This is a genomic window from Pedobacter frigiditerrae, assembly GCF_032678705.1.
Classification (GTDB): domain Bacteria; phylum Bacteroidota; class Bacteroidia; order Sphingobacteriales; family Sphingobacteriaceae; genus Pedobacter; species Pedobacter frigiditerrae_A.
This window is the reverse complement of sequence record NZ_JAVTSS010000002.1, coordinates 156,376-176,617: the sequence shown is the minus strand read 5'-3', so window position 1 is coordinate 176,617 and position 20,242 is coordinate 156,376. Positions and strand designations below refer to the sequence as shown.

Sequence of the window (20,242 nt, the reverse complement as noted above, 5' to 3'; positions counted from 1 at the left end):
CAATTTAAGGCACTATAATAAGATATTTAACTAATTTTAACAGAAAATAATTTCATTAAAAATTGAAGATGGCCAATCAACTTACTAGTAACGCCGAAGCTTTGCGTTTATTTTTTACCGAGGATGTTTATTTGGTAAAAGACGATTCTCAAAATGCTTTTGTTGAGCCTGTTACAGTAAAAGCTGAATTGGTAAGTCATATTCCAGCAATTAAACCTATTACTAAGGAAGAAACTCCTAGTTTGCCAATTGTAGAAGAGCCAAAACCTAAAATGCAAAAAGAATGGAATTTTGAGTTTTTGGGTAAGAATCAAAAAGGCATTTTAATTCTAGTAAATGATGCAGCAAATAAAGTAAGCTCACCACAAGGAACAGAATTGTTAAGGAAGTTGGTGAAAGCTATAGAGTTAACAAATAATGATTTTGCGCTGGTTAACTATGCCAATTACCTTGATGCTACGTTTGATGATTTGAATCGAGTTTTTTCTTGTCAATTGTTAATTTCATTTGGTGTAGGAGCCAAAACATTAGGTTTGGCAGAACAGGCTTTACATCAAATGTCTAAGGCTGAGCAAACTAGAATGATTTTTACGGCAAATTTACACGATTTAGATGCCGACCAAGCTAGTAAAAAACTGCTATGGGCTACCTTACAACAACTAAAATAATGGCTAATAGATTAGTTTTCGCTACCAACAACCAACATAAAACAAGTGAAGTTCGTGAGCTATTAAAACCTAATTACGAGGTTTTAAACCTTACAGATATTGGTTGCGAATATGATATTCCCGAAACTGGAGAGACATTCGCTGAAAACGCTGCCTTGAAAAGTACATACGTGGTTGAAAATTACCATATCGATTGTTTTGCAGACGATAGCGGATTGGAAGTGGAAGCCTTAAATAATGAGCCTGGAATTTATTCTGCAAGATATAGCGGGAAAAGGGGCGATGCAGAGAATTTACATTTTCTTTTGCAAAAAATGGAAGGCATGACTAATAGAAAGGCTCGTTTTAAAACTGTAATTTCTTTGATTAAAGATGGGCAAAATTATTTTTTTGAAGGAGTGATTGAAGGAACTTTAAGAACTGAGCCAACTGGCGAAAAAGGTTTTGGTTACGACCCAATATTTGAACCAAACGGCTATAACATTACTTTTGCTGAAATGGAAATGGGAGAGAAGAATCAAATTAGTCATAGAGCATTAGCTATGCAAAAACTAATTACTTTTTTGCAGCAATCAGTTTAATTTTTTTCATCAATTCTTTTTTAAAGTATCAATTTTCAGCTCAGGAGTAATTTCCTTTTTCAAAGAATCCGTAGTTTTTTCTTCTTTTACAAGAGGTTTTACTTCGGTTTTTTTAACTGGTAATATTGGTTTTATGCCTGATGAATCTTTTCCTTTTACTGAAGGAGCGGTTTTCGGTTTACTGGTTGGCTTAGGTTTTACTGGCGCTTTTTTAGCTGGTAATCCTTTTATGATATCAGCTTTGCTAGTAGGCCTTAATTCTGGTTTCCATATAAAACCAGTTAACAATGTTTCTTTAGGTAATTTATCAATTGGATGCGTTACACCCTCATCGCCTTTCACGTAGGTAATGTCGGTAAGTTCCTTGTCATCAAATTTAAAACGAATTCTACCGCTAACAGATTGAGACATGTTTTGATAAACGCCTTTATCGTCTCTGTTATAATAAATACTTTCGGCATTGCCGTCTACATAAACATCTCGCACATTTCCATTGCTAAAAAATCCTGTAATCAGCTTTCCTTTAACTTGGTTAAACTTGGTAGAGTCTGTCTCAACGTTTACGATAAATCCATTTTGTATCACCTGAAAACTGTGGATTTTATCGTTTTTAAAGAATACGTGAATAGTGTCTCCGGTTTGCTGTGTTCCTTCCGACCATAGCATGGGGTTTTTATACCAACGTAAAGTAGAATCGGCAGCGGTATAGAATAAGGAATCGGCTGTTGCCTGCATATTTGTTTTAAAGACTCTCACATTGTGATAAGCCCTAATTGCCCTTGTTCTAACCGTATCTGCAGGATTAAACGCCACAACACTATCTTTTTTGGTTGAAGGTGTTGCGCCTAGCTTAGCTTTTGTTGCTGGAGTATTAATTGCAGGTTTATTTTTTTCTGCAACCCTAGTATTAGTTTTTTTGTCAACTTTTACGGTATCTTTTTTCGCAGTAATGATTGGTTTAGCTACCACAATTTTTCGCAACAAGCTATCAGCTTTTAAGCTATCTGTTCGTATACTATCACTTACAAATTTTAGCCTATCAATTTGCTTTTGTGTTGGTGGATTGTCCTTTAAGTCTTTTGCTTTCTGTTCAGCTAGTTTTCTTTCTTTTTTACTTAATTTTTTGGTGCTGCTGGTCTCAACTGGTGCTGCTTTCTTAATTTTAGCCTCTTCGGCAAGTTGCTTTCTGGCCTCTGCCTTCTCTTTTTCTTTTGCTTCTTTTTCCTTCTCTTCATCAGCACCAACCTGATTGTTTTTTTGAACAATTGGCCTATTTAAAACTTTTAATGATTTGAGTAATACTCTTTGGGTTTCTAAAGTATCTGCTCCCAAGAACAAGGAATCGGGTATTTTCTTTTGGCCAACGGTAATAGAATCCTTCGTCCCCATAGCAAAATAAGCGTTTTTGGTTACTACAACTCGTTCGTCAGCTTTGTAATATTCTCCCAATTGACCTTTTAATAAAGTTTTGTCTTGAGTATCCATAAAAATGATATTCTTTACAGCTTTACCATAGCCTTTTTTGCCATCATAATATAAACTATCACCTTTTAATGATTTTGAGCCTTGTGTATACAAATTCTTCTTGCCGAAATAAGCGTTTTCACTTGCCGTATTGTAAGCTCCGTTTTCAGTGTACAAGTTATCATCCTTTCCCTTAATATTTGTTGGGCCATAAAAATAGGTCCAATTGCTAAAGGTATTGTAACGCATCGTGTCTGTTTTGATAGTAGATTGTGGAGTTACCGTTACCACATTATATCTAAAAAAGGCATCTTTAGTGTTGGCAAAATACCAACCTCTTTTACTTGTTAAGATTACATCTTTATTTACAATTTTACCTCCATCATAATATTGGCCAATTCTTGTTCCAGTATTATAATCAAGTAAGTTTGTAGTTAACTCTGTAGGTGTTTTGTCTACTAAACGAACCTTGCCGGTTAAATGCGCATTCTTGGTATTGCCATCGTAATTTAAAAAATCAGAATAGATGTTTAGTGTATCACCTTGGTTAATATGAACATTACTAAAAAACTCGACATAATTTCTTTCCGTGAAAAAGTAAGCACTATCACTACTTAATATGGAATTGTCATGTAAAAAGACAGGGCTTTTCAGTTTAGTAACTTTTGCCTTGGTGTCAACATTCATTACATTAAAGCTCTGCAAAATAATTTTAGTACGCTGTTGCGCAAATAAAATACTTGGAAAGAGTAAAAAGATTAAGAAAAAGCGTAATTTCTTCACTTTGCAAAGTTAGGTTTTTATTTTAAATTAAATATTTTTAAGCATTTTTGAACCATGTTGCCACTGGAACAGTTTACATCTTACATCAAAAAAAATGCCCTTTTTGCTACGTCTGATAAAATCTTATTAGCGGTAAGTGGTGGCAAGGATTCTGTTTTGATGGCTCAGCTATTTAAACTCTCTAACTATAACTTTAGTATTGCGCATTGCAACTTTAATTTGCGAGACGATGAAGCCCAAAGAGATGAGGCCTTTGTAAAGCTATTGGCGGCAACATTAGGTGTTCCATTTTATGTAACTCATTTTGATACAAAAGGATATGCAAATGAACATCAAATCTCAACGCAAATGGCTGCAAGAGATTTGCGTTACCAGTGGTTTGAAAAAATTAGAGAAGAGGGCAGTTATAATTACATCGCCTTAGCTCATCATCAAAATGACGTGATAGAAACCTTATTGCTAAACTTAACTAGAGGTACTGGAATAAGTGGTTTACATGGCATTTTGCCTAAAAGGGATAAATTAATAAGACCATTGTTGTTTTTATCTCGACAACAAATAGATGAGCTAATTGAAAGTGATAACATTGCCTTTGTTGAGGATAGTTCTAACGAAACAACAAAGTATGCCCGTAATAAAATAAGATTAAATGTTATTCCGCAACTGCGGGATATTAACCCAAACTTAGAACAAACCTTTGCTCAAAATATTAAACGATTTGCAGAAACTGAGGAAGTTTTACGACAAGTAGTTGAACAGAAAAGAGATGAAATTACTAGAGAAGAAAATGGGGCTATCTGCTTTTCTATCGAGCAAATCAAGAAACTTCATCCTCAAAAGTTATTGTTGTTTGAGTTGTTAAGTCCTTATCATTTTACAGATTCAGTTGTTGATGAAGTTTTAGAATCCCTAACTAAACAAAGCGGAACCTCATTTTATAGCAATTCACATCGAGCAACTATCAATAGAGATGATTTGATGATATCGGCCTTGCCCAAAGAGGTGGTTTTTGAACATCATTTTATGCACCCACAAGATGAGTTTGTGAAAGTTGAAAGCCAAAAAATCTCACTTTATTATACTGAATCTAACTTGGTGGAAGATAACCGCAACAAAGCTTTTGTAGACTTTGATAAATTGATTTTTCCATTGATTATCCGTTTTAGACAGGATGGCGATCGTTTTATGCCTTTGGGGATGAAACAGTTTAAAAAGCTAAGTGATTTTTTAATAGGCAATAAAATACCATTGCCTCAAAAAGAAAAAATTCCCTTGTTAATTAATGGAAATGGAGAAATTATTTGGGTGGCAGGCCTAAGGCAAGACAATAGATATAAAGTAAATGCAACAACAAAAAAAGTTGCTATATTCGAACTGTCAAACTGAATGGAACAGAAACATATTTATATCGAAAAACAGTATATCGGCAGGGATTACATCCGCATTGCGATTAGGCTAATTATGGCTGCTTTCTGTTTTGCTGCGTATGTTTACGAGCGTGACCGCGATAATACAGTTGATTTGTTTTTGGTGGTTGGTTTTGGCATTATTGGTGTTTCAATTATATTATTATTCCTTATTCAATATAGCATCCGCATAGAAAATAAAAGTGTGATTATTGATGGTTTATGGACAGCCAAAAAAGTGAAAATAGATTTGAATAGCATTGTTAGTGTACGCAAAGCAACGTATAGTAATTATATTTTCAATAATCCGGTATATAACTTACATAGAAATGGAAGTATCCGTTTTTATTCTTCTGGTAAAGATGCCATTGTTTTAACGGATAGGGATGGTTTAGAGTATTTTATTGGCACTCAACGTCCAAATGAAATGTATTTGGTTATCCAAGCAGAAATGAAGGGCTAGTTTTTACTGGGAATTATTTCCCCAAAAATCAATATTTTCATTATTCGAAAAATCTAAAATCAGCTTTTTTATAGTTCTTAAAGCCTATTTGGCACGAGGCATTGTAATTGTATTTCTTTCTGAAATCTATTACCATGAAAAAGAACATTAAAATTTATTTATCAATTGCGGCCGCTGTTTTATTCAGTATAAGCGCTAAAGCACAAACCTATACGCCGAAGGTTTCGAAGGATTCAGTTGGAATATTAAATGCAAGGCTAGAAGCGCTAAAAGCAAGTGCAAAAGTACAAGAGTTAAAAATAAAGGAATCTGAAGAAGAGGATGAAGTGGAGAAATTACGGATTAAACTTCTCGAAGCCAATGCCAATGCAAAAAACTCTGCAGCACAGAATAGCAACCTTTCAGAGAAACTAAAATCAGCAACTGTTGATTCAAAGGCAATTGAGAAAGCTGCCAAAAAAGCTAAAAATGATACTGCCGATGCACAAAAAGCTTTAGAAAGATACAATAAGCAAATCCAAAAAGTAGAAGATATTAGAACGCAAATACAAGGCGAAGAGCGAAAGTTAACTTATAAAAAACCATGGCTGGTTTATGATTATAAATAATGAAAATGGCTGTCGATAAGGTGGCCATTTTTGTTTTGTAGATTATCAATTTTATTACCAAGAGATAACACAAATTACACAAGATATAAGTTAATTTGTCATATTGATTTATTCAAATCAAAAAGCAAATTAAATATTAATGAAAATAGGAATTGTTTGTTATCCTACCTTTGGCGGTAGCGGTGTTGTTGCTACAGAATTAGGTAAAGCATTAGCTAATCAAGGTCACCAAGTTCATTTTATAACTTATAGCCAACCTGCAAGGTTAGATTTTTTCTCAGCAAACTTATTCTATCACGAAGTTTCCGTTAGGGATTATCCATTATTCGATTATGCACCTTACGAATCTGCGTTGGCTAGTAAATTGGTAGATGTTGTGCGTTTTGAGCAATTGGATATTTTACATGTTCACTATGCCATTCCCCATGCATCGGCAGCATTTATGGCAAAGCAGATATTAGCAACTTATGGTATTAATATTCCTTTTGTAACTACTTTGCACGGCACAGATATCACCTTGGTAGGGAAGGATGCAACTTATAAACCTGTGGTAACTTTCTCAATTAACCAAAGCGATGGTATAACTACGGTTTCTCAAGACTTAAAAGAAGATACCTATAAACACTTCGAAATCCAAAAGGAAATTAAGGTTATTCCGAATTTTATTGATTTTACGCGTTTTAGCTTACAGCCAAAAGACCATTTTAAAAAAGCAATTGCGCCTAATAATGAGCGCATTCTAATTCATACTTCAAACTTCAGAAAAGTTAAGCGAACGCAGGATGTGATTTACATGTTCCAAAAAGTGTTGGAAAAAATTCCTTCTAAATTATTGATGGTAGGTGATGGACCTGAACGTAACTCAAACGAACAACTTTGCAGAGAACTAGGTATTAGCGACCACGTAAGATTTTTGGGAAAACAAGATGCGGTTGAAGAAATTTTATCAGTTTCTGATTTATTTATCATGCCATCTGAATCAGAGAGTTTTGGATTGGCAGCTTTAGAGGCAATGGCTTGTAAAGTGCCAGTAATTACTTCTAATGCAGGTGGTTTGCCAGAACTTAACATTGATGACTTTTGCGGTTACATGTGCGATGTTGGCGATATTGATGACATGGCGAATAAAGCAATTACCATTTTAAGTAACGAAGAAACTTTAAAATATTTTAAAGAAAATGCTTTAATAAGAGCTCAAGATTTCGATTTGAAAAAGATATTACCGATGTATATTGATTATTACAATGAAGTTTTGCAACAATCTTTAATTGCTAAATAGGACTTGCATTGTAAAAAAGATAATCATTAATAGATCCCTTGCCTTTTTATTTTGCTCTCTTATAAGTTGTTATGGTTGTGGCCTTTGGTCCATTAGCATAAGTTATGTACTTAACTTTCAAAGTGGTGGCATCCATTTGTAAAACATCTGCATCCAGAGTGGTTATTCCGGCAGCATTAGGAACTGTGGTAGCCAAGGTTAATACTTTCTTATCACTAGATAATTTCCATGTCCCATTTGTTACGGTTTGCGGTCCCGTTGGGTCACATTTATCAATTCCTTGATCATCGGTTGCAGTTCCATTTGCATTAAAAATATGGATGTCGTCTATTGCGCATTTTGCAAACAGAGCGAAAAGATCAGCTTCGAATATTGTTCCCCCATAATCTATACTCGTTGTGGATGCAGTTAAATTCCATCTTGTTCCAGATAATGTAAATACTTCGGAATTAGGTTTAGTACCAGTTCCTGAACCAGATTCGTCAGGAAAAACAATATCTTTTTGGCAGGAAGTAAGTAGTAATAATGTGGCAATAAAAAGGATTAAATTTTTTTTCATTTTGAGCGTAAGATTTGATTGAAATTAAATAATTACTTGCTAAATAACAAACACACGGGAGTACCTACACTTATTCTTATGCCACTATCAATTAATTTACCGGTTGTTTTATCGCGTTTGAAAATCACCACATCATTGGTGTATTGATGAGCAACTAATAAAAAGTCCCCACTTGGATCTATGCTAAAATTTCTTGGGCCTTTGCCTAAGGTGCTTACAGTTTCAATGAAAGTTAATGTTCCATCTGTCGCAATAGCAAATAATGAGATTGAATTTGAATCACCTCTATTGGTTTCATATAGGAATTTGCCATCGGGAGTTACATGTATGTCGGCACCGTCAATTTTTCCGTCAAAATCTTTAGCTACAGTGTTAATTTCTTGAAGTTTATGTAAATCGCCTTTGGCATAAGAGAATGTCGTAATTGTGCCCGTAAACTCGTGAGCTAAATATGCGAACTTTCCATTGGGGGTAAAAGCTAAATGTCTCGGGCCTGAACCTGGAGTGGTTTTTATTACACTTTTAAGAGTTAATTCTCTAGCGTGCGTTTTGGCAATCTTGTAAATGTAAATTTGGTCTTCTCCTAAATCTGTTGCTATTAAGTACTTTTTGTCAGGCGTAACTTGTACCTGATGCACATGTGCACTTAATTGTCTTTTGGTGTCGATACTTTTGCCTGTATGTTGTAAAACCTGCTTTGGCTTCAAGAACTTTCCTTGAATATCTGTGTAAAAAGTGGCTAAACTTCCTCCTGAATAATTAGCAACTAAAATCTGATTGCCATTTGTAGTAATGAAACAAGGGTCAGCGCCTTCAGAATCCTTCTTGTCCAAAAAAGATAAATTCCCACTTTGCGAGTTAAAACTAAATGAGCTTATCGTGCTATTTTTCCCATCTTCATTTACACTATAGATAAATTTCTTGTCTTTAGAAATAGCCAAATAACTCGGGTTAATTGTTTTTGTAGTGCTTTTTAGCTTTGTTTCTGCAGTTATAGTGTTGTAATCATATACATAAATTCCTTCGCTATTGCCTTTGTTGGTATAAGTGCCAATGATTAAATTATAGTTTTGAGCTTGGGCTATGTTAACTGAAAAAAGGAAGAGTAAGGGGATTAACGTCTTTTTCATTTTATGCGGTGTTATTTAACCGCAAAGTACGCAAAGAAAAACCGCAAAGTAAAAGAGTTATTTAAAACACAAAAGTCGCTAGTAATTTACTTAGCGACTTTTGTGTTATCAGACTGACATTGTTTTATTATTTAATCAGATGCTTAATCTGGATTAATTCATGTTCTTCTAAAAATCTCCATCTACCTCTTGGTAAATCTTTTTTAGTTAAGTTACCATAAACTACACGGTCAAGTTTTACCACATCGTATCCTAAATGTTCGAAAATTCTACGAACAATTCTGTTTTTACCACTGTGAATTTGAATGCCAACTTCTTTTTTACTTGCCCCAGCAACGTAAGAAATGTTGTCAGGTTTAATTAAACCATCTTCCAATTCTAAACCGAATTCTATTTTATTAAAATCACCTTGTGATAAGTTTTTGCTTAACTCAACATGATAGATTTTGGTAATACCATTTTTAGGGTGAGATAATTTATCAGCTAAATCACCATCATTGGTCATTAAAATTAATCCTGTAGTATTTCTATCTAAACGGCCAACTGGGTAAATACGCTCGCGACTAGCTTTTTCTACTAATTGCATAACCGTTTTACGTTCTTGTGGGTCGTCTGTTGTAGTGATGTAATCTTTAGGCTTGTTTAACAAAACGTAAACTTTCTTTTCACGTTTTAACAACTCGCCATTGTATCGAACTTCATCTTTAGCAGGGTCTACTTTGTGACCAAGCTCGGTAACTGGAATATTATTTACTGAAACTACGCCAGCTTCGATTAATTCGTCCGCCTTGCGACGAGAACAAATACCTGAATTGGCGATGTAACGGTTTAAACGGATTAAGCCATCATCTTTTGGTTCTGGCGTTTTTCTTGCTCTAGTTGCGGGAGAAACTCGTTCACCTCTATCTTCTTTACCTCTATAGCCACCTTCATCGCGTTTTCTGTAAGGACGGCTATCTGTACTTCTAGATGTGCCACTTCCTTTTTTATCAGCGAATTTAGATTTATCTCCGTCGGTTATATAGTTATCTTTTTTAACGTAGCTACGTTTCCCTTCTGATGAATCGTCACGTGAGCTACCTTCTTTAAAAGCTTTTGGTTTGTAGCCAGAATTGCCACTTTCTTTCTTTTCCCAAGGTTTAAAACCGCCTTTGTCGTTTCCTTCAGTTCTTGGTTTGTAAGCTCTTGGCTCCCTATCACCCTCAGTTCTAGGTTTGTAATCCCTACTTCCAGTTGCTGGTCTTGGAGAATATGGTTTAGAATCCCCATCTCTATCAGTTCTCGGTTTAAAATCCCTGCTACCAGTTGATGGTCTTGACGAATACGGTTTTGAATCTCCGTCTCTAGTTGTTCTTGGTTTGTAATCTCTTGATGAGTTATCTCTGTCAGTTCTCGGTTTAAAATCTTTTCCTGAAGCTGCTCTTGGGGTGTATGGCTTAGAATCGCCATCTCTTGATGTTCTTGGTTTGTAAGCAGGTCTGTCGCCCGTTGCAAAACCAGCTTTGCGTTTGTCTTTATCGTCTTTGTCAAATCCAGAATCTCTTCCTTCTTTATCACTGTATTTTCCTTTGGGTTTATCTGTTCCGGCAGGTCTTCTGCTTGTACTCTTGTCGCCCGATTTGGACTTGTCATCCCGACTGTTCCTTTTGTTGTCTTTCATTTGATACGCTTTAACTCACATAAAATATGCGGGTGCAAAGATAATAAAAATGAAGCAATGTATTTTGTAAATTTTAGGGTAAAATAGTGTTTTTAAAATCAGCGTTTACGATACTTTAAAGCTAGATTTTGAGAGAAAAATACGTAACTATTTGATAATTAGGTATATGAATTGTATCTTTGCAAAACCAATTATATTTGTTCACCAAAAAAAGGAGGAAGATGATAAAGAAACACATCATTCCATGTGCGGTAATTTTAACATTACTGGTTATGGCGCAAGTGTTTGCTTACACACTACCAACAGTAAAAAAAGATCTAAAGAACAACAATCTCACCACCATAAAAAAAGAAGCTGAAGAGCCAGCATTTACCTTAGCTCAATTAGAATTTGCAGAAGAGACTTTGCCATTGGGCGATACTCGTATCAATAGCAAAATGAAGAGAATTTTAGCTTCATACGGTTACGAGAATCTGCAAACAAATCGTTTACACCGAAAAGCGGCAGAGTGGTTTCCTATAATAGAACCAATTTTAGCGGCTTATGGTATCCCGAACGATTTTAAATATGTTCCCTTAGTTGAGTCTGGGTTACAAGGTGGTACATCTCCAAAAGGTGCGTCTGGTTATTGGCAATTTATGCCTGGCACAGCTCGTATGTATGGATTAAAAGTTAACGGTAGAGTAGATGAGCGTAAAAACTTAAAAAAATCTACTATCGCTGCCTGTAAGTACATTAAAGAATTGTATGGTATTTTTGATAGCTGGACTTTAGTTGCAGCTGCCTACAATGTTGGCGATGTACACATGAAAAGGCAAATTAACAAGCAAAATCAAGACAACTATTTCAAAATGAAATTAAACCGTGAAACAGGTGGATATGTTTACAAGTTAATTTCAATGAAAGAAATTTTAGAAAATCCTGCTCGTAATGGTTACAAGAGCCAAAAAGCATTTATTGCTTATGTTGCTCCAACAGCTGCTACGGTAGAGTAGTCTTTGAGATCTTAAATTTACTGTAAGCCATTTCGAGCAATCGGAATGGCTTTTTTTGTTCTAAGTTTTGTCATCCTGAACGCAGTGAAGGATCTCAAAGTAAGAATTCTCAAAGTAGATTCTTCGCTGCGCTCTGAATGACAAACTTGCTTAATGACAAGGTTTTCTGTTTCGCAAATTTAATCTGCGAATCTGCGGCTTATTCTTTAATTTTAGGCGCAATATGTCTTTGCAAAAACTCCGAGTAATTTCTGTAACCAAACAACCAACCGAAGTCATTAAAATTGATTTTGAAACGGTAAATGGTATAAAACTGAATTACAAAGCTGGACAATTTTTATCCCTCGTTTTTCAAGTGAATGGAAAAGAGCTAAGGCGTTCTTATTCTTTTTATAGTTCGCCAGCTATAGATGAGCCATTATCAATTGCGGTTAAGTTAGTTGAAAATGGAGAGATTTCTAGGTTTATCCACCATCAATTAACCATAGGCGATGAAATGGAGATGGCAGAACCAAATGGACAATTCATTTATCAGCCAGATGCAAAAGAAAAAACAATTTTTCTATTTGCAGCAGGAGTAGGGATAACACCACTTTTATCAATTTTAAAAACAGCTTTAGTTACTGAAACAAAATCTAAAATTGTGCTGATTTATAGCAGTCGCTCGGCTGATGAAACGTTATTCTTAGAGGAAATAGCCGCATGGCAAATTAAGTATCCCGAAAGATTTAAAGTGATACATCTTTTTAGCAACTCTAAGAATTTAATGAGAGCAAGGCTGAATGGATTTCTTATCAACCAGTTGGTTAAAGAAAATTTGGCTTTTGATAAGGAAGATGCCTTATGTTACACCTGCGGACCAGTAGATTATATGGACGTGTGTAGAATTACGCTGTTGGGAAGTGGATTTAAACCACATCAAGTAAAGAGAGAAACTTTCGTTTTGCCAGAAGATGAGGTGGATGAAGATGACGAAACAGAAAAAATAGTCGATAAAAACACTTATGCTATCATTTTACATTTTAAAGGAAATGTTCATCATTTATCTGTGCCTTGGCCTAAAAGGATTTTAGATGTTGCGCTTGAAAACAAAATCAATATTCCTTATAGCTGTAGCGGTGGTGTTTGTAGCACTTGCACCGCAACCTGTACTGCAGGCGCAGTTAGAATGGATTATAACGAAGTTTTAACAGACGATGAAGTTGCCAATGGTAGGGTTTTGGTTTGTACAGGGCACCCAACAGAAAATGGAACAACCATTACTTGGGATTAAGACAACCACATAGACACATAGAGAACATAGCTTGGGTAATAGATATTTATTTTTTAATCTCCCGTCGGCGACCAACCCTCTGAAAGAGGGAAATACGGACGCCATTCCCCTCCTTTGTAGGGGTGCCCAAAGGGCGGGGTGGTGAACGCTGAATAAAAAATTCGAAACTGTAGGCGCCTACCTATTAAAATTAAAGACGTCTCTCAGGCAAAGGCACAAAATCAGTTTCTCCCGGCACAGGTTCAAATTCTTGATGTAGCCATTTTGTTTTCGCGGCTTCAATTAATTCTTTGCTCGTTGCTACAAAGTTCCAATAGATAAAACGCTCTTCGTGAAAAGGCTCACCACCAAAAATGTAAATGCTTGTATTTTCTAACATTGTAAACTCACAAAGTGAATTCTCTTTTGCTACTAACAATTGTTTTGGTGTAAACGTATTTTCTTCACTTTCAATTCCGCCTTCTAAAATGTAGATAGCACTTTCGCCAAAAAGTCGGTCGCCAATTTTAATGTTTGTTTTGGTTGTGCTTTTTAATTCCAATAAATAGAGTGGACTATAAACAGGAATTGGCGATTTATGCCCCAAAACTTCTCCAGCAACTAATTTATATTGAATGCCATTTTCTTCCCAAGTAGGAATTTCATCCGCATCTGCGTGAAAAAACTCTGGCTCCATTTGCTCTAAATCTTTAGGAAGTGCAACCCATATCTGCAAGCCGTGCAACATTTTGTTAGTATGACGAAGGTATTCTGGCGTTCTTTCAGAATGCGCAATACCTTTTCCAGATGTCATCCAGTTTACTTGGCCTGGCTGAACTTCTACCTCAGTGCCCAAACTATCCTTGTGCATGATACTTCCCTCAAAAAGATAAGTTAAAGTAGATAAGCCAATATGTGGATGGGGAGGGATGTCTAAATTTTGATAATCGCTCATTAACGTCGGCCCCATGTGGTCTATAAAAGAAAACGGTCCAACCATTCTTTTTTCACGGAATGGCAATAATCTACCAACCATAAAGTTGCCAATATCACTTGGCCTTTCTTCAATAATGAGCTTAATATTCGACATCAGATTTTTTATTTAAAGATAATAATTTGATTTGTATAAATCTTTATCGTAATATTGCAATATTAAAATACAGTAGTATGGGCGCATCAAAAACAGAACACTTTACAGCTAAGCAAAATGAGATAGCTTCAATCATGAAAGCATTAGGTCATCCAGCTAGGATAGCAATTATTGATTATTTGCTAAAAGTGGAAACTTGTATTTGCGGAGATATAGTAAATGAATTGCCTTTGGCACAACCAACTGTTTCTCAGCATTTAAAAGAGTTAAAAAACGCAGGATTAATAAAAGGAAATATTGAAGGTAACGCGATTTGCTACTGTATTGATGAAGAGACGTTTGCTAAATTCCAAAATTTCCTTTCAGAAGTTTTTGGAAAAATTCAAGTTAAAAAAAGTAATTGTTGTTAAATCTAATCTATAAGAAAATGAACTTATCAGAAATCAAAAACATTTTAAATACAGTGGAGGCTGTAAATTTTAAACTAGAAGACGGTACAATGGTGCCAGAACATTTTCACGTAACCGAAATAGGTGTGGTGAATAAACATTTCATTGATTGTGGCGGTGTAGTAAGAAAAGAGAATAAAGCCAATTTTCAATTATGGGATGCAAATGATTTCGAACATCGTTTAAAACCTGGGAAGCTATTAAGCATTATCAGTTTATCTGAAAAGGTTTTAGGTTTAGAAGATTTAGAAATTGAAGTAGAATATCAAAGTACAACCATTGGTAAGTATAGCTTAGCATTTGATGGAAAAGATTTTGTATTAGTAAACATGCAAACTGCTTGTTTGGCAAGTGACGCTTGTGGGATTCCAGCAGAAAAACAAAAGGTGAAATTAACTCAATTGCCGGTAGCAAATGCTTGTACACCTGGAGGAGGTTGTTGCTAAAGTCCTACCTATGGTGTATTAATAACAACCCATTTTATTTGAAAAAACCACCCCGCCTTTTAGGCACCCCTCCAACGGAGGGGAATGGAAGTTGCAATTCCCCTCTTTTAGAGGGGTGGTCGAAGACCGGGGTGTTTATTAAATCAACATTCTAAGTAGTAATATGAAAAAAATATTAGTGCTCTGCACTGGCAATAGTTGCCGAAGCCAGATTGCCGAAGGGTATTTGAGATATTTTGCAAATGGCAAAGCTGAAATTTACAGTGCAGGTATAGAAACACATGGCGTAAACCCGAGGGCTATAGAAACGATGGCGGCAGATGGTATTGATATCTCCAATCATACCTCCAACAACATTGATGAATACACAAACATGGATTTCGATTATGTAATTACTGTTTGTGATCATGCAAAAGAGAATTGCCCATATTTTCCAACAAAAGCAATTAAACTACATTATAACTTTCCAGATCCTGCAAAGGCTACGGGAAACGAGGAGGAAATTAAAGCTCAGTTTGCAAGCGTAAGAAATATGATTAAAGCTTACTGTCAGGACTTTTTTCAGCATATTTAAGAACATCCCTTTTTGAAACATTTTTCTAGCTTTGCCTAATGAGCTACCTCAACCTATTCGATTTTAAGCAGAAGATAAATTATAAAACAGAAATCTTAGCAGGCTTAACCGTTGCAATGACAATGATTCCCGAATCGCTTTCATTTGCTATTCTTGCAGGTTTTCCGCCTTTAGCCGGATTATATGCTGCTTTTATCATGGGTTTGGTGACTGCCGTTTTTGGTGGTCGACCAGGTTTAGTTTCTGGGGGAGCAGGAGCTACGGTAATTGTGCTTATTGCTCTAATGAAATCTAATGGAATAGAATATGTTTTTGCTGCGGTTGCATTAGCTGGTGTCATTCAGATTTTGGTGGGCATTTTTAAGTTCGGAAAATTTATTCGGCTGGTGCCGCAACCTGTAATGTTTGGCTTTGTAAACGGGTTGGCGATAGTGATTTTCATGTCGCAGATTAGCCAATTTAAAATACAAGGTACAGAAACTTGGCTTTCTGGTTCTGCTTTATACATCATGTTAGGCTTAGTAGCACTTACCATCGCTATCGTTATTGGATTTCCAAAAATCACAAAAGCAATCCCAGCATCATTGGTAGCTATTTTTGTGGTGTTCGCCATAGTGGCTGGTTTTGGCATCCATACTAAAACGGTAAGCGATATTGCTTCAGTTGCTGGCGGATTTCCTCCTTTTCACATCCCAAAAATCCCTTTAAATTTTGAGACACTAAAAATCATTTTTCCCTATGGTTTAATCATGGCATCCGTAGGTTTAACAGAAGGTTTGTTAACCTTAAACTTGGTTGATGAAATTACAGGTACAAAAGGAAATGGAAATAGGGAATGTATAGCACAAGGAAGTGCCAATATATTAAATGGATTTTTCTTCGGAATGGGTGGTTGCCCAATGATAGCCCAAACTTTGGTCAACCTATCAGCGGGTTCAAGAGCTCGTTTATCAGGAATTGTAGCAGCGCTGACCATTTTGTTAATTGTTCTATATGGAGCACCAGTTATTGGTAAATTGCCAATGGCCGCATTGGTAGGAGTGATGATTATGGTGGCAATTGGCACTTTTGAGTGGGCTAGTTTTAAAATCATTAATAAAATGCCAAAGCATGATATTTTCGTTGGCATTTTAGTAGCTGCAATCACCGTTTTGCTTCATAATTTAGCCTTAGCCGTTTTAATTGGTGTAATTGTTTCTGCATTGGTATTTGCTTGGGAAAGTGCAAAACGCATTCGGGCAAAAAAATACATTGATGAAAATGGCATAAAACATTATGAGATTTTCGGCCCCCTGTTTTTTGGTTCTACAGCTGCATTTGCAGAAAAGTTTGATGTAACCAATGACCCAGAACAAATCATCATCGATTTTAAGGAAAGTAGAATAAATGACATGAGCGCAATCGACGCGGTAAATAAAATTACAGAGCGTTATGCAAAATTAAACAAGACCGTAAAATTATATCATCTTAGTGCAGATTGTAGGACTTTGCTTCAAAATGCCGAAGAAGTAATTGAGGTAAATATCTTGGAAGACCCAACTTACAAGGTTGCCAATCGTTAGTGCTTAACAAAAAAGCCTCATCCAAAATTAATTGAATGAGGCTTTTTATAAGATTAATCTATTCTCTATTTCCTATTACCCATTTCCACTAAGCTTCAACCAAACCAGGCACTTTAACCACTTCATTTACATCAGCAGTGTAATCTACACCTGCTACTTGGAAACCAAATAAGTTAAAGAAATCAGTTTTATAGCCAGCTAAATCGCCAATATTTGGTAAATCTTCAGTTGTTGCTTCAGCCCATAATTTTGCAACTTGTGCTTGTACATCCTCACGCATTTCCCAATCGTCAATTCTAATTCTTCCTTTTTCATCTAAAGGAACCGCGTCTCCAGTGTATAATCTGTTTTGGAACAAACGCTGAATTTGCTCAATACATCCTTCGTGGATGCCTTCTTCCTTCATGATTTTATACAAAATAGAGATGTATAATGGAATAACAGGAATAGCAGAACTTGCTTGAGTTACCAAAGCTTTATTAACCGAAACGTAAGCTTTCCCATTTAGGACGGCTAATTTATCAGTAATTGTAAATGCAGTTGCTTCTAAATGGTCTTTTGCCATACCAATTGTTCCCTTGCGGTATACCGCTTCGGTTACAGCAGGGCCGATATAAGAATATGCAACGGTTGTAAAACCATCAGCTAACAAGTTTTCTGCCTTTAAAGCATCAATCCACATTTCCCAATCTTCACCACCCATTACAGCAATTGTATTTTGAATCTCGTCTTCATTTGCAGGCTCAATTGATACTGTAGAAACAACTCCTGTATGAAAATCTACTGTTTTATTAGAGAAAGAACCACCAATTGGCTTTAAAACCGAACGGTGCGTAATGCCTGTTTTAGGATTAGTTCTAATCGGCGAAGCTAAACTGTAAATCACTAAATCTATCTGACCTAAATCAGCTTTAATCAAGTCGATAGTTTGTTGTTTAACTTCATTAGAAAAAGCATCGCCGTTAATACTTTTTGCATATAAACCTGCTTTGTTAGCCTCTGTCTCAAAAGCTGCAGTATTATACCAGCCTGGAGAAGCAGTTTTTCCTTCTTGAGGTGGCTTTTCAAAATAAACGCCAATTGTAGCAGCGTCAGAGCCAAAAGCACTTGTAATTCTCGATGCCAAACCAAAACCAGTTGAAGCGCCAATTACCAACACTTTTTTAGGGCCATTAATGGCACCTTGAGATTTGATATAGTTAATTTGATTAATTACGTTTTGCTCACAGCCTTTCGGATGCGCAGTTAAACAGATAAATCCTCGTACTCTAGGTTCAATAATCATATTTTTCTTGCTAGTATTTTAATATACGTGGTTTTTGTTGCCCACGTTTTCAAATCAAAATTATCCTTATTTTCTTTCCATTCCAAATATATATTAGTTTCCCGATAAATCGGGATTTCGCTTCACTCAACATTAGTTCAAGGTCACTGGTTCATTAGTTCATTTGTCATTAGTTCATTTGTACATGCAAATTGCGTTTTTCAACTGGATTTGTTGTACGTCATGCTCAGCTCGACTGGGCATCTTAATGCATTACGTATTAATCTATCTATTGATATCTTCATCAACCGAAATGATAAACTGAAAATTATTTGAAAAACAATGGCAGCATTTCATAGGAAAAAGCAGTCCCGCCCTCGCTTCTGCCGTAGAGAACGGCATCTCGCTATCCCGATAGCTATCGGGACGGGTTTAGATAACAAAAGCTTTTGCAATTAGTGAGAGTTGCGGAGCTGCCCAATGCAAGCGAGCTTTCCAGGTTCATTGCCGTTGGCTTTAGCCAACGGTATTCAAAAGTATTCCGTCAGTTAAAACTGACGGCAATGAATATTATTACTCCAATGTATTCTTTATCGCCAACGCTATTGCTTTAGCTAACAATGGCGGTACCGCATTTCCAATCTGTACCATTTGTTTAGCCTTCGGGCCTTTAAAAATATAATCATCTGGAAAAGATTGCAATCTGGCCATTTCCCTTACTGTAATTACTCTTGGTTCAATGGGATGGATATTAACGCCACCATGGTTTTCCTTAATGGTACAACTCGCTTCGTTCCAAGGGCATTTTTTCCAAGAATCAGAATAGTTGCTATATAAACTTTTTCCTTCTGGAACAAGGGCCAAACGTTTGCTCATGTCATCACTATGTTTTGTTCTCACATGGTTGAAATCCTCGTCATCTTTTAAGTCAATTAAATCGGCGATAGCTTCTTTTGTGGTTACATAGGAGCCAGGTTCTAGCAAAGGAGTGGGGTGCTGATTAACCTTATTAATTCTATTCGCAATAAAAATTACCCTTTCCCTTTTTTGCGGAACATAATAATCTGCAGAGTTTAAAACAGTCACATTTACTTCGTAACCTAGTTCTCTAATATCCGCCTTAATCTTATCTTCTACCTTGCCTTTAAGCATAGAACGTAAACCTTTTACATTTTCTGCAACAATAAATTGAGGTTGTAATTCTCGGATGATTTCAAGCATATCCTTATAAAGAGAATTACGTTGGTCTTCAATTATACGGCTGCCCGACATGCTAAAACCCTGACAAGGGAATCCCCCAGAAAGAACGGTTAAACTTTTGCCTTTTAGTTGTTTTTTAACTGTATTGATGAATTGGTCTTTGATATTCCTTTGGGTAATGTCTCCTTCAACTAATGGATGGGAAAGGTTAGCACGATAAGTTTCACCAGCTTCTTTAAACCAATCTAAACCACAAAGTTGTTTAAAACCTGCCATTTCAAAACCTTTAGCCATTCCGCCGGCGCCACAAAATAAATCAGCAGAAGTGAAATCGGTTTTAACTGGACTATCCCAGTCATCTGAAATGTCAATCCAATTGATTACATCGGTTTTGGTAGATTTTCGTTTAGCTTTTTCTCCTGACGGTTCGGCAGGCAGGTCTTCTTGAGGAACTACGTTTGCATAAACAGATAGATTGATGAAGTGCTGTAAATCATTTTCTTCTACCCTGTGTAAACCACCAATTTTACTCGATTTTATTTTGCCAGAATGGATGTGTCTTCTAACTGTCTTTTGCGAAACGTTTAATTTTTCAGCTACATCTTCAATTCTAAGAAATTGTTTGTTGTCCATGTTTGTCCCTAATTGTCCAAAGATAAAAAATTTAACCACACCTGCCTGCCGGCAGGCAGGGATAAAAAGAATGAACACAGATAAAAATCAGAATACTAAAGTTTAAAAACTATGTATAAATACAATGAAACAAAGAAATCTAAATCCGTGTTTATCTGTGTGCATCTGTGCTTAAA

Annotated in this window: 19 protein-coding genes; 12 read left to right on the top strand and 7 right to left on the bottom strand. The window is 35.9% G+C overall.

Annotated elements, in window-relative coordinates; all coding sequences use genetic code 11:
* Positions 1-68 precede the first annotated feature (68 nt).
* Both R2Q59_RS11345 and R2Q59_RS11340 read left to right on the top strand, forming a co-directional pair.
* Entirely contained in the window at positions 69-668 is a 600-nt protein-coding gene (locus R2Q59_RS11345; protein WP_316785586.1) for a hypothetical protein, read from the top strand.
* On the top strand, positions 668-1,249 hold the full coding sequence (locus tag R2Q59_RS11340; RefSeq protein ID WP_316785585.1) for a non-canonical purine NTP diphosphatase: 582 nt from the start codon (positions 668-670) through the stop codon (positions 1,247-1,249). Before R2Q59_RS11345 ends, R2Q59_RS11340 begins: the two co-directional genes overlap by 1 nt.
* 9 nt (positions 1,250-1,258) lie before the next feature.
* Here R2Q59_RS11340 and R2Q59_RS11335 read toward each other — a convergent pair whose 3' ends face one another.
* Positions 1,259-3,496, bottom strand: coding sequence for an OstA-like protein (locus tag R2Q59_RS11335; protein ID WP_316785584.1), 2,238 nt, complete (start codon positions 3,494-3,496; stop codon positions 1,259-1,261).
* Between the two features lie 54 nt (positions 3,497-3,550).
* Between R2Q59_RS11335 and tilS the strand changes: the two genes are divergently transcribed.
* The 4 genes from tilS to bshA all read left to right on the top strand — a co-directional run bounded on the left by tilS (position 3,551) and on the right by bshA (position 7,252).
* Positions 3,551-4,882 carry a tRNA lysidine(34) synthetase TilS gene (tilS, locus tag R2Q59_RS11330; RefSeq protein WP_316785583.1) on the top strand — a complete coding sequence of 444 codons (1,332 nt, stop codon included), beginning with the start codon at positions 3,551-3,553 and terminating at the stop codon, positions 4,880-4,882.
* Complete coding sequence (locus tag R2Q59_RS11325) at positions 4,883-5,365, top strand: hypothetical protein (RefSeq protein WP_316768951.1); 483 nt, start codon at positions 4,883-4,885, stop codon at positions 5,363-5,365. It abuts the gene before it with no gap.
* Positions 5,366-5,499: 134 nt separating this feature from the next.
* Positions 5,500-5,973, top strand: a complete 474-nt coding sequence (locus R2Q59_RS11320; RefSeq protein ID WP_316768950.1) for a hypothetical protein — start codon at positions 5,500-5,502, stop codon at positions 5,971-5,973.
* A gap of 139 nt (positions 5,974-6,112) precedes the next feature.
* On the top strand, positions 6,113-7,252 hold the full coding sequence (gene bshA, locus R2Q59_RS11315; RefSeq protein WP_316785582.1) for an N-acetyl-alpha-D-glucosaminyl L-malate synthase BshA: 1,140 nt from the start codon (positions 6,113-6,115) through the stop codon (positions 7,250-7,252).
* A 46-nt stretch (positions 7,253-7,298) separates the two neighbouring features.
* Here the strand turns inward: bshA and R2Q59_RS11310 are convergent, their stop codons facing one another.
* From R2Q59_RS11310 to R2Q59_RS11300, 3 genes are all read right to left on the bottom strand, one after another.
* Positions 7,299-7,811 (bottom strand): hypothetical protein, encoded by a 513-nt coding sequence (locus R2Q59_RS11310; protein ID WP_316768947.1) that lies wholly within the window; start codon positions 7,809-7,811, stop codon positions 7,299-7,301.
* 32 nt (positions 7,812-7,843) lie between these two features.
* Complete coding sequence (locus R2Q59_RS11305; protein ID WP_316785581.1) at positions 7,844-8,941, bottom strand: lactonase family protein; 1,098 nt, start codon at positions 8,939-8,941, stop codon at positions 7,844-7,846.
* 127 nt (positions 8,942-9,068) lie between these two features.
* The gene (locus tag R2Q59_RS11300) at positions 9,069-10,601 is read right to left on the bottom strand and encodes a pseudouridine synthase (RefSeq protein WP_316768943.1); all 1,533 of its coding nucleotides are present in this window, start codon (positions 10,599-10,601) and stop codon (positions 9,069-9,071) included.
* A gap of 221 nt (positions 10,602-10,822) precedes the next feature.
* Here R2Q59_RS11300 and R2Q59_RS11295 point away from each other — a divergent pair, with 221 nt between their 5' ends.
* A complete protein-coding gene (locus tag R2Q59_RS11295; RefSeq protein ID WP_316785580.1) occupies positions 10,823-11,596 on the top strand; it encodes a lytic transglycosylase domain-containing protein in 774 nt (257 codons plus the stop codon).
* Between the two features lie 223 nt (positions 11,597-11,819).
* Positions 11,820-12,869 (top strand): ferredoxin--NADP reductase, encoded by a 1,050-nt coding sequence (locus R2Q59_RS11290; RefSeq protein ID WP_316785579.1) that lies wholly within the window; start codon positions 11,820-11,822, stop codon positions 12,867-12,869.
* Positions 12,870-13,059: 190 nt separating this feature from the next.
* Here the strand turns inward: R2Q59_RS11290 and R2Q59_RS11285 are convergent, their stop codons facing one another.
* The gene (locus tag R2Q59_RS11285) at positions 13,060-13,938 is read right to left on the bottom strand and encodes a pirin family protein (RefSeq protein ID WP_316785578.1); all 879 of its coding nucleotides are present in this window, start codon (positions 13,936-13,938) and stop codon (positions 13,060-13,062) included.
* A gap of 77 nt (positions 13,939-14,015) precedes the next feature.
* Here R2Q59_RS11285 and R2Q59_RS11280 point away from each other — a divergent pair, with 77 nt between their 5' ends.
* From R2Q59_RS11280 to R2Q59_RS11265, 4 genes are all read left to right on the top strand, one after another.
* Complete coding sequence (locus R2Q59_RS11280; protein ID WP_316785577.1) at positions 14,016-14,348, top strand: metalloregulator ArsR/SmtB family transcription factor; 333 nt, start codon at positions 14,016-14,018, stop codon at positions 14,346-14,348.
* Positions 14,349-14,365: 17 nt separating this feature from the next.
* Positions 14,366-14,833: a DUF6428 family protein gene (locus tag R2Q59_RS11275; RefSeq protein ID WP_316785576.1), complete on the top strand. Its 468-nt coding sequence runs from the start codon at positions 14,366-14,368 to the stop codon at positions 14,831-14,833.
* Between the two features lie 163 nt (positions 14,834-14,996).
* Complete coding sequence (locus tag R2Q59_RS11270; RefSeq protein WP_316785575.1) at positions 14,997-15,407, top strand: arsenate reductase ArsC; 411 nt, start codon at positions 14,997-14,999, stop codon at positions 15,405-15,407.
* Between the two features lie 38 nt (positions 15,408-15,445).
* A complete protein-coding gene (locus tag R2Q59_RS11265; RefSeq protein ID WP_316785574.1) occupies positions 15,446-16,969 on the top strand; it encodes a SulP family inorganic anion transporter in 1,524 nt (507 codons plus the stop codon).
* Positions 16,970-17,057: 88 nt separating this feature from the next.
* Here R2Q59_RS11265 and fabV read toward each other — a convergent pair whose 3' ends face one another.
* Positions 17,058-18,254, bottom strand: coding sequence for an enoyl-ACP reductase FabV (gene fabV, locus R2Q59_RS11260; RefSeq protein ID WP_316785573.1), 1,197 nt, complete (start codon positions 18,252-18,254; stop codon positions 17,058-17,060).
* Between the two features lie 552 nt (positions 18,255-18,806).
* Positions 18,807-20,066 carry a DNA cytosine methyltransferase gene (locus R2Q59_RS11255; protein ID WP_316785572.1) on the bottom strand — a complete coding sequence of 420 codons (1,260 nt, stop codon included), beginning with the start codon at positions 20,064-20,066 and terminating at the stop codon, positions 18,807-18,809.
* Between the last annotated feature and the right edge of the window lie 176 nt (positions 20,067-20,242).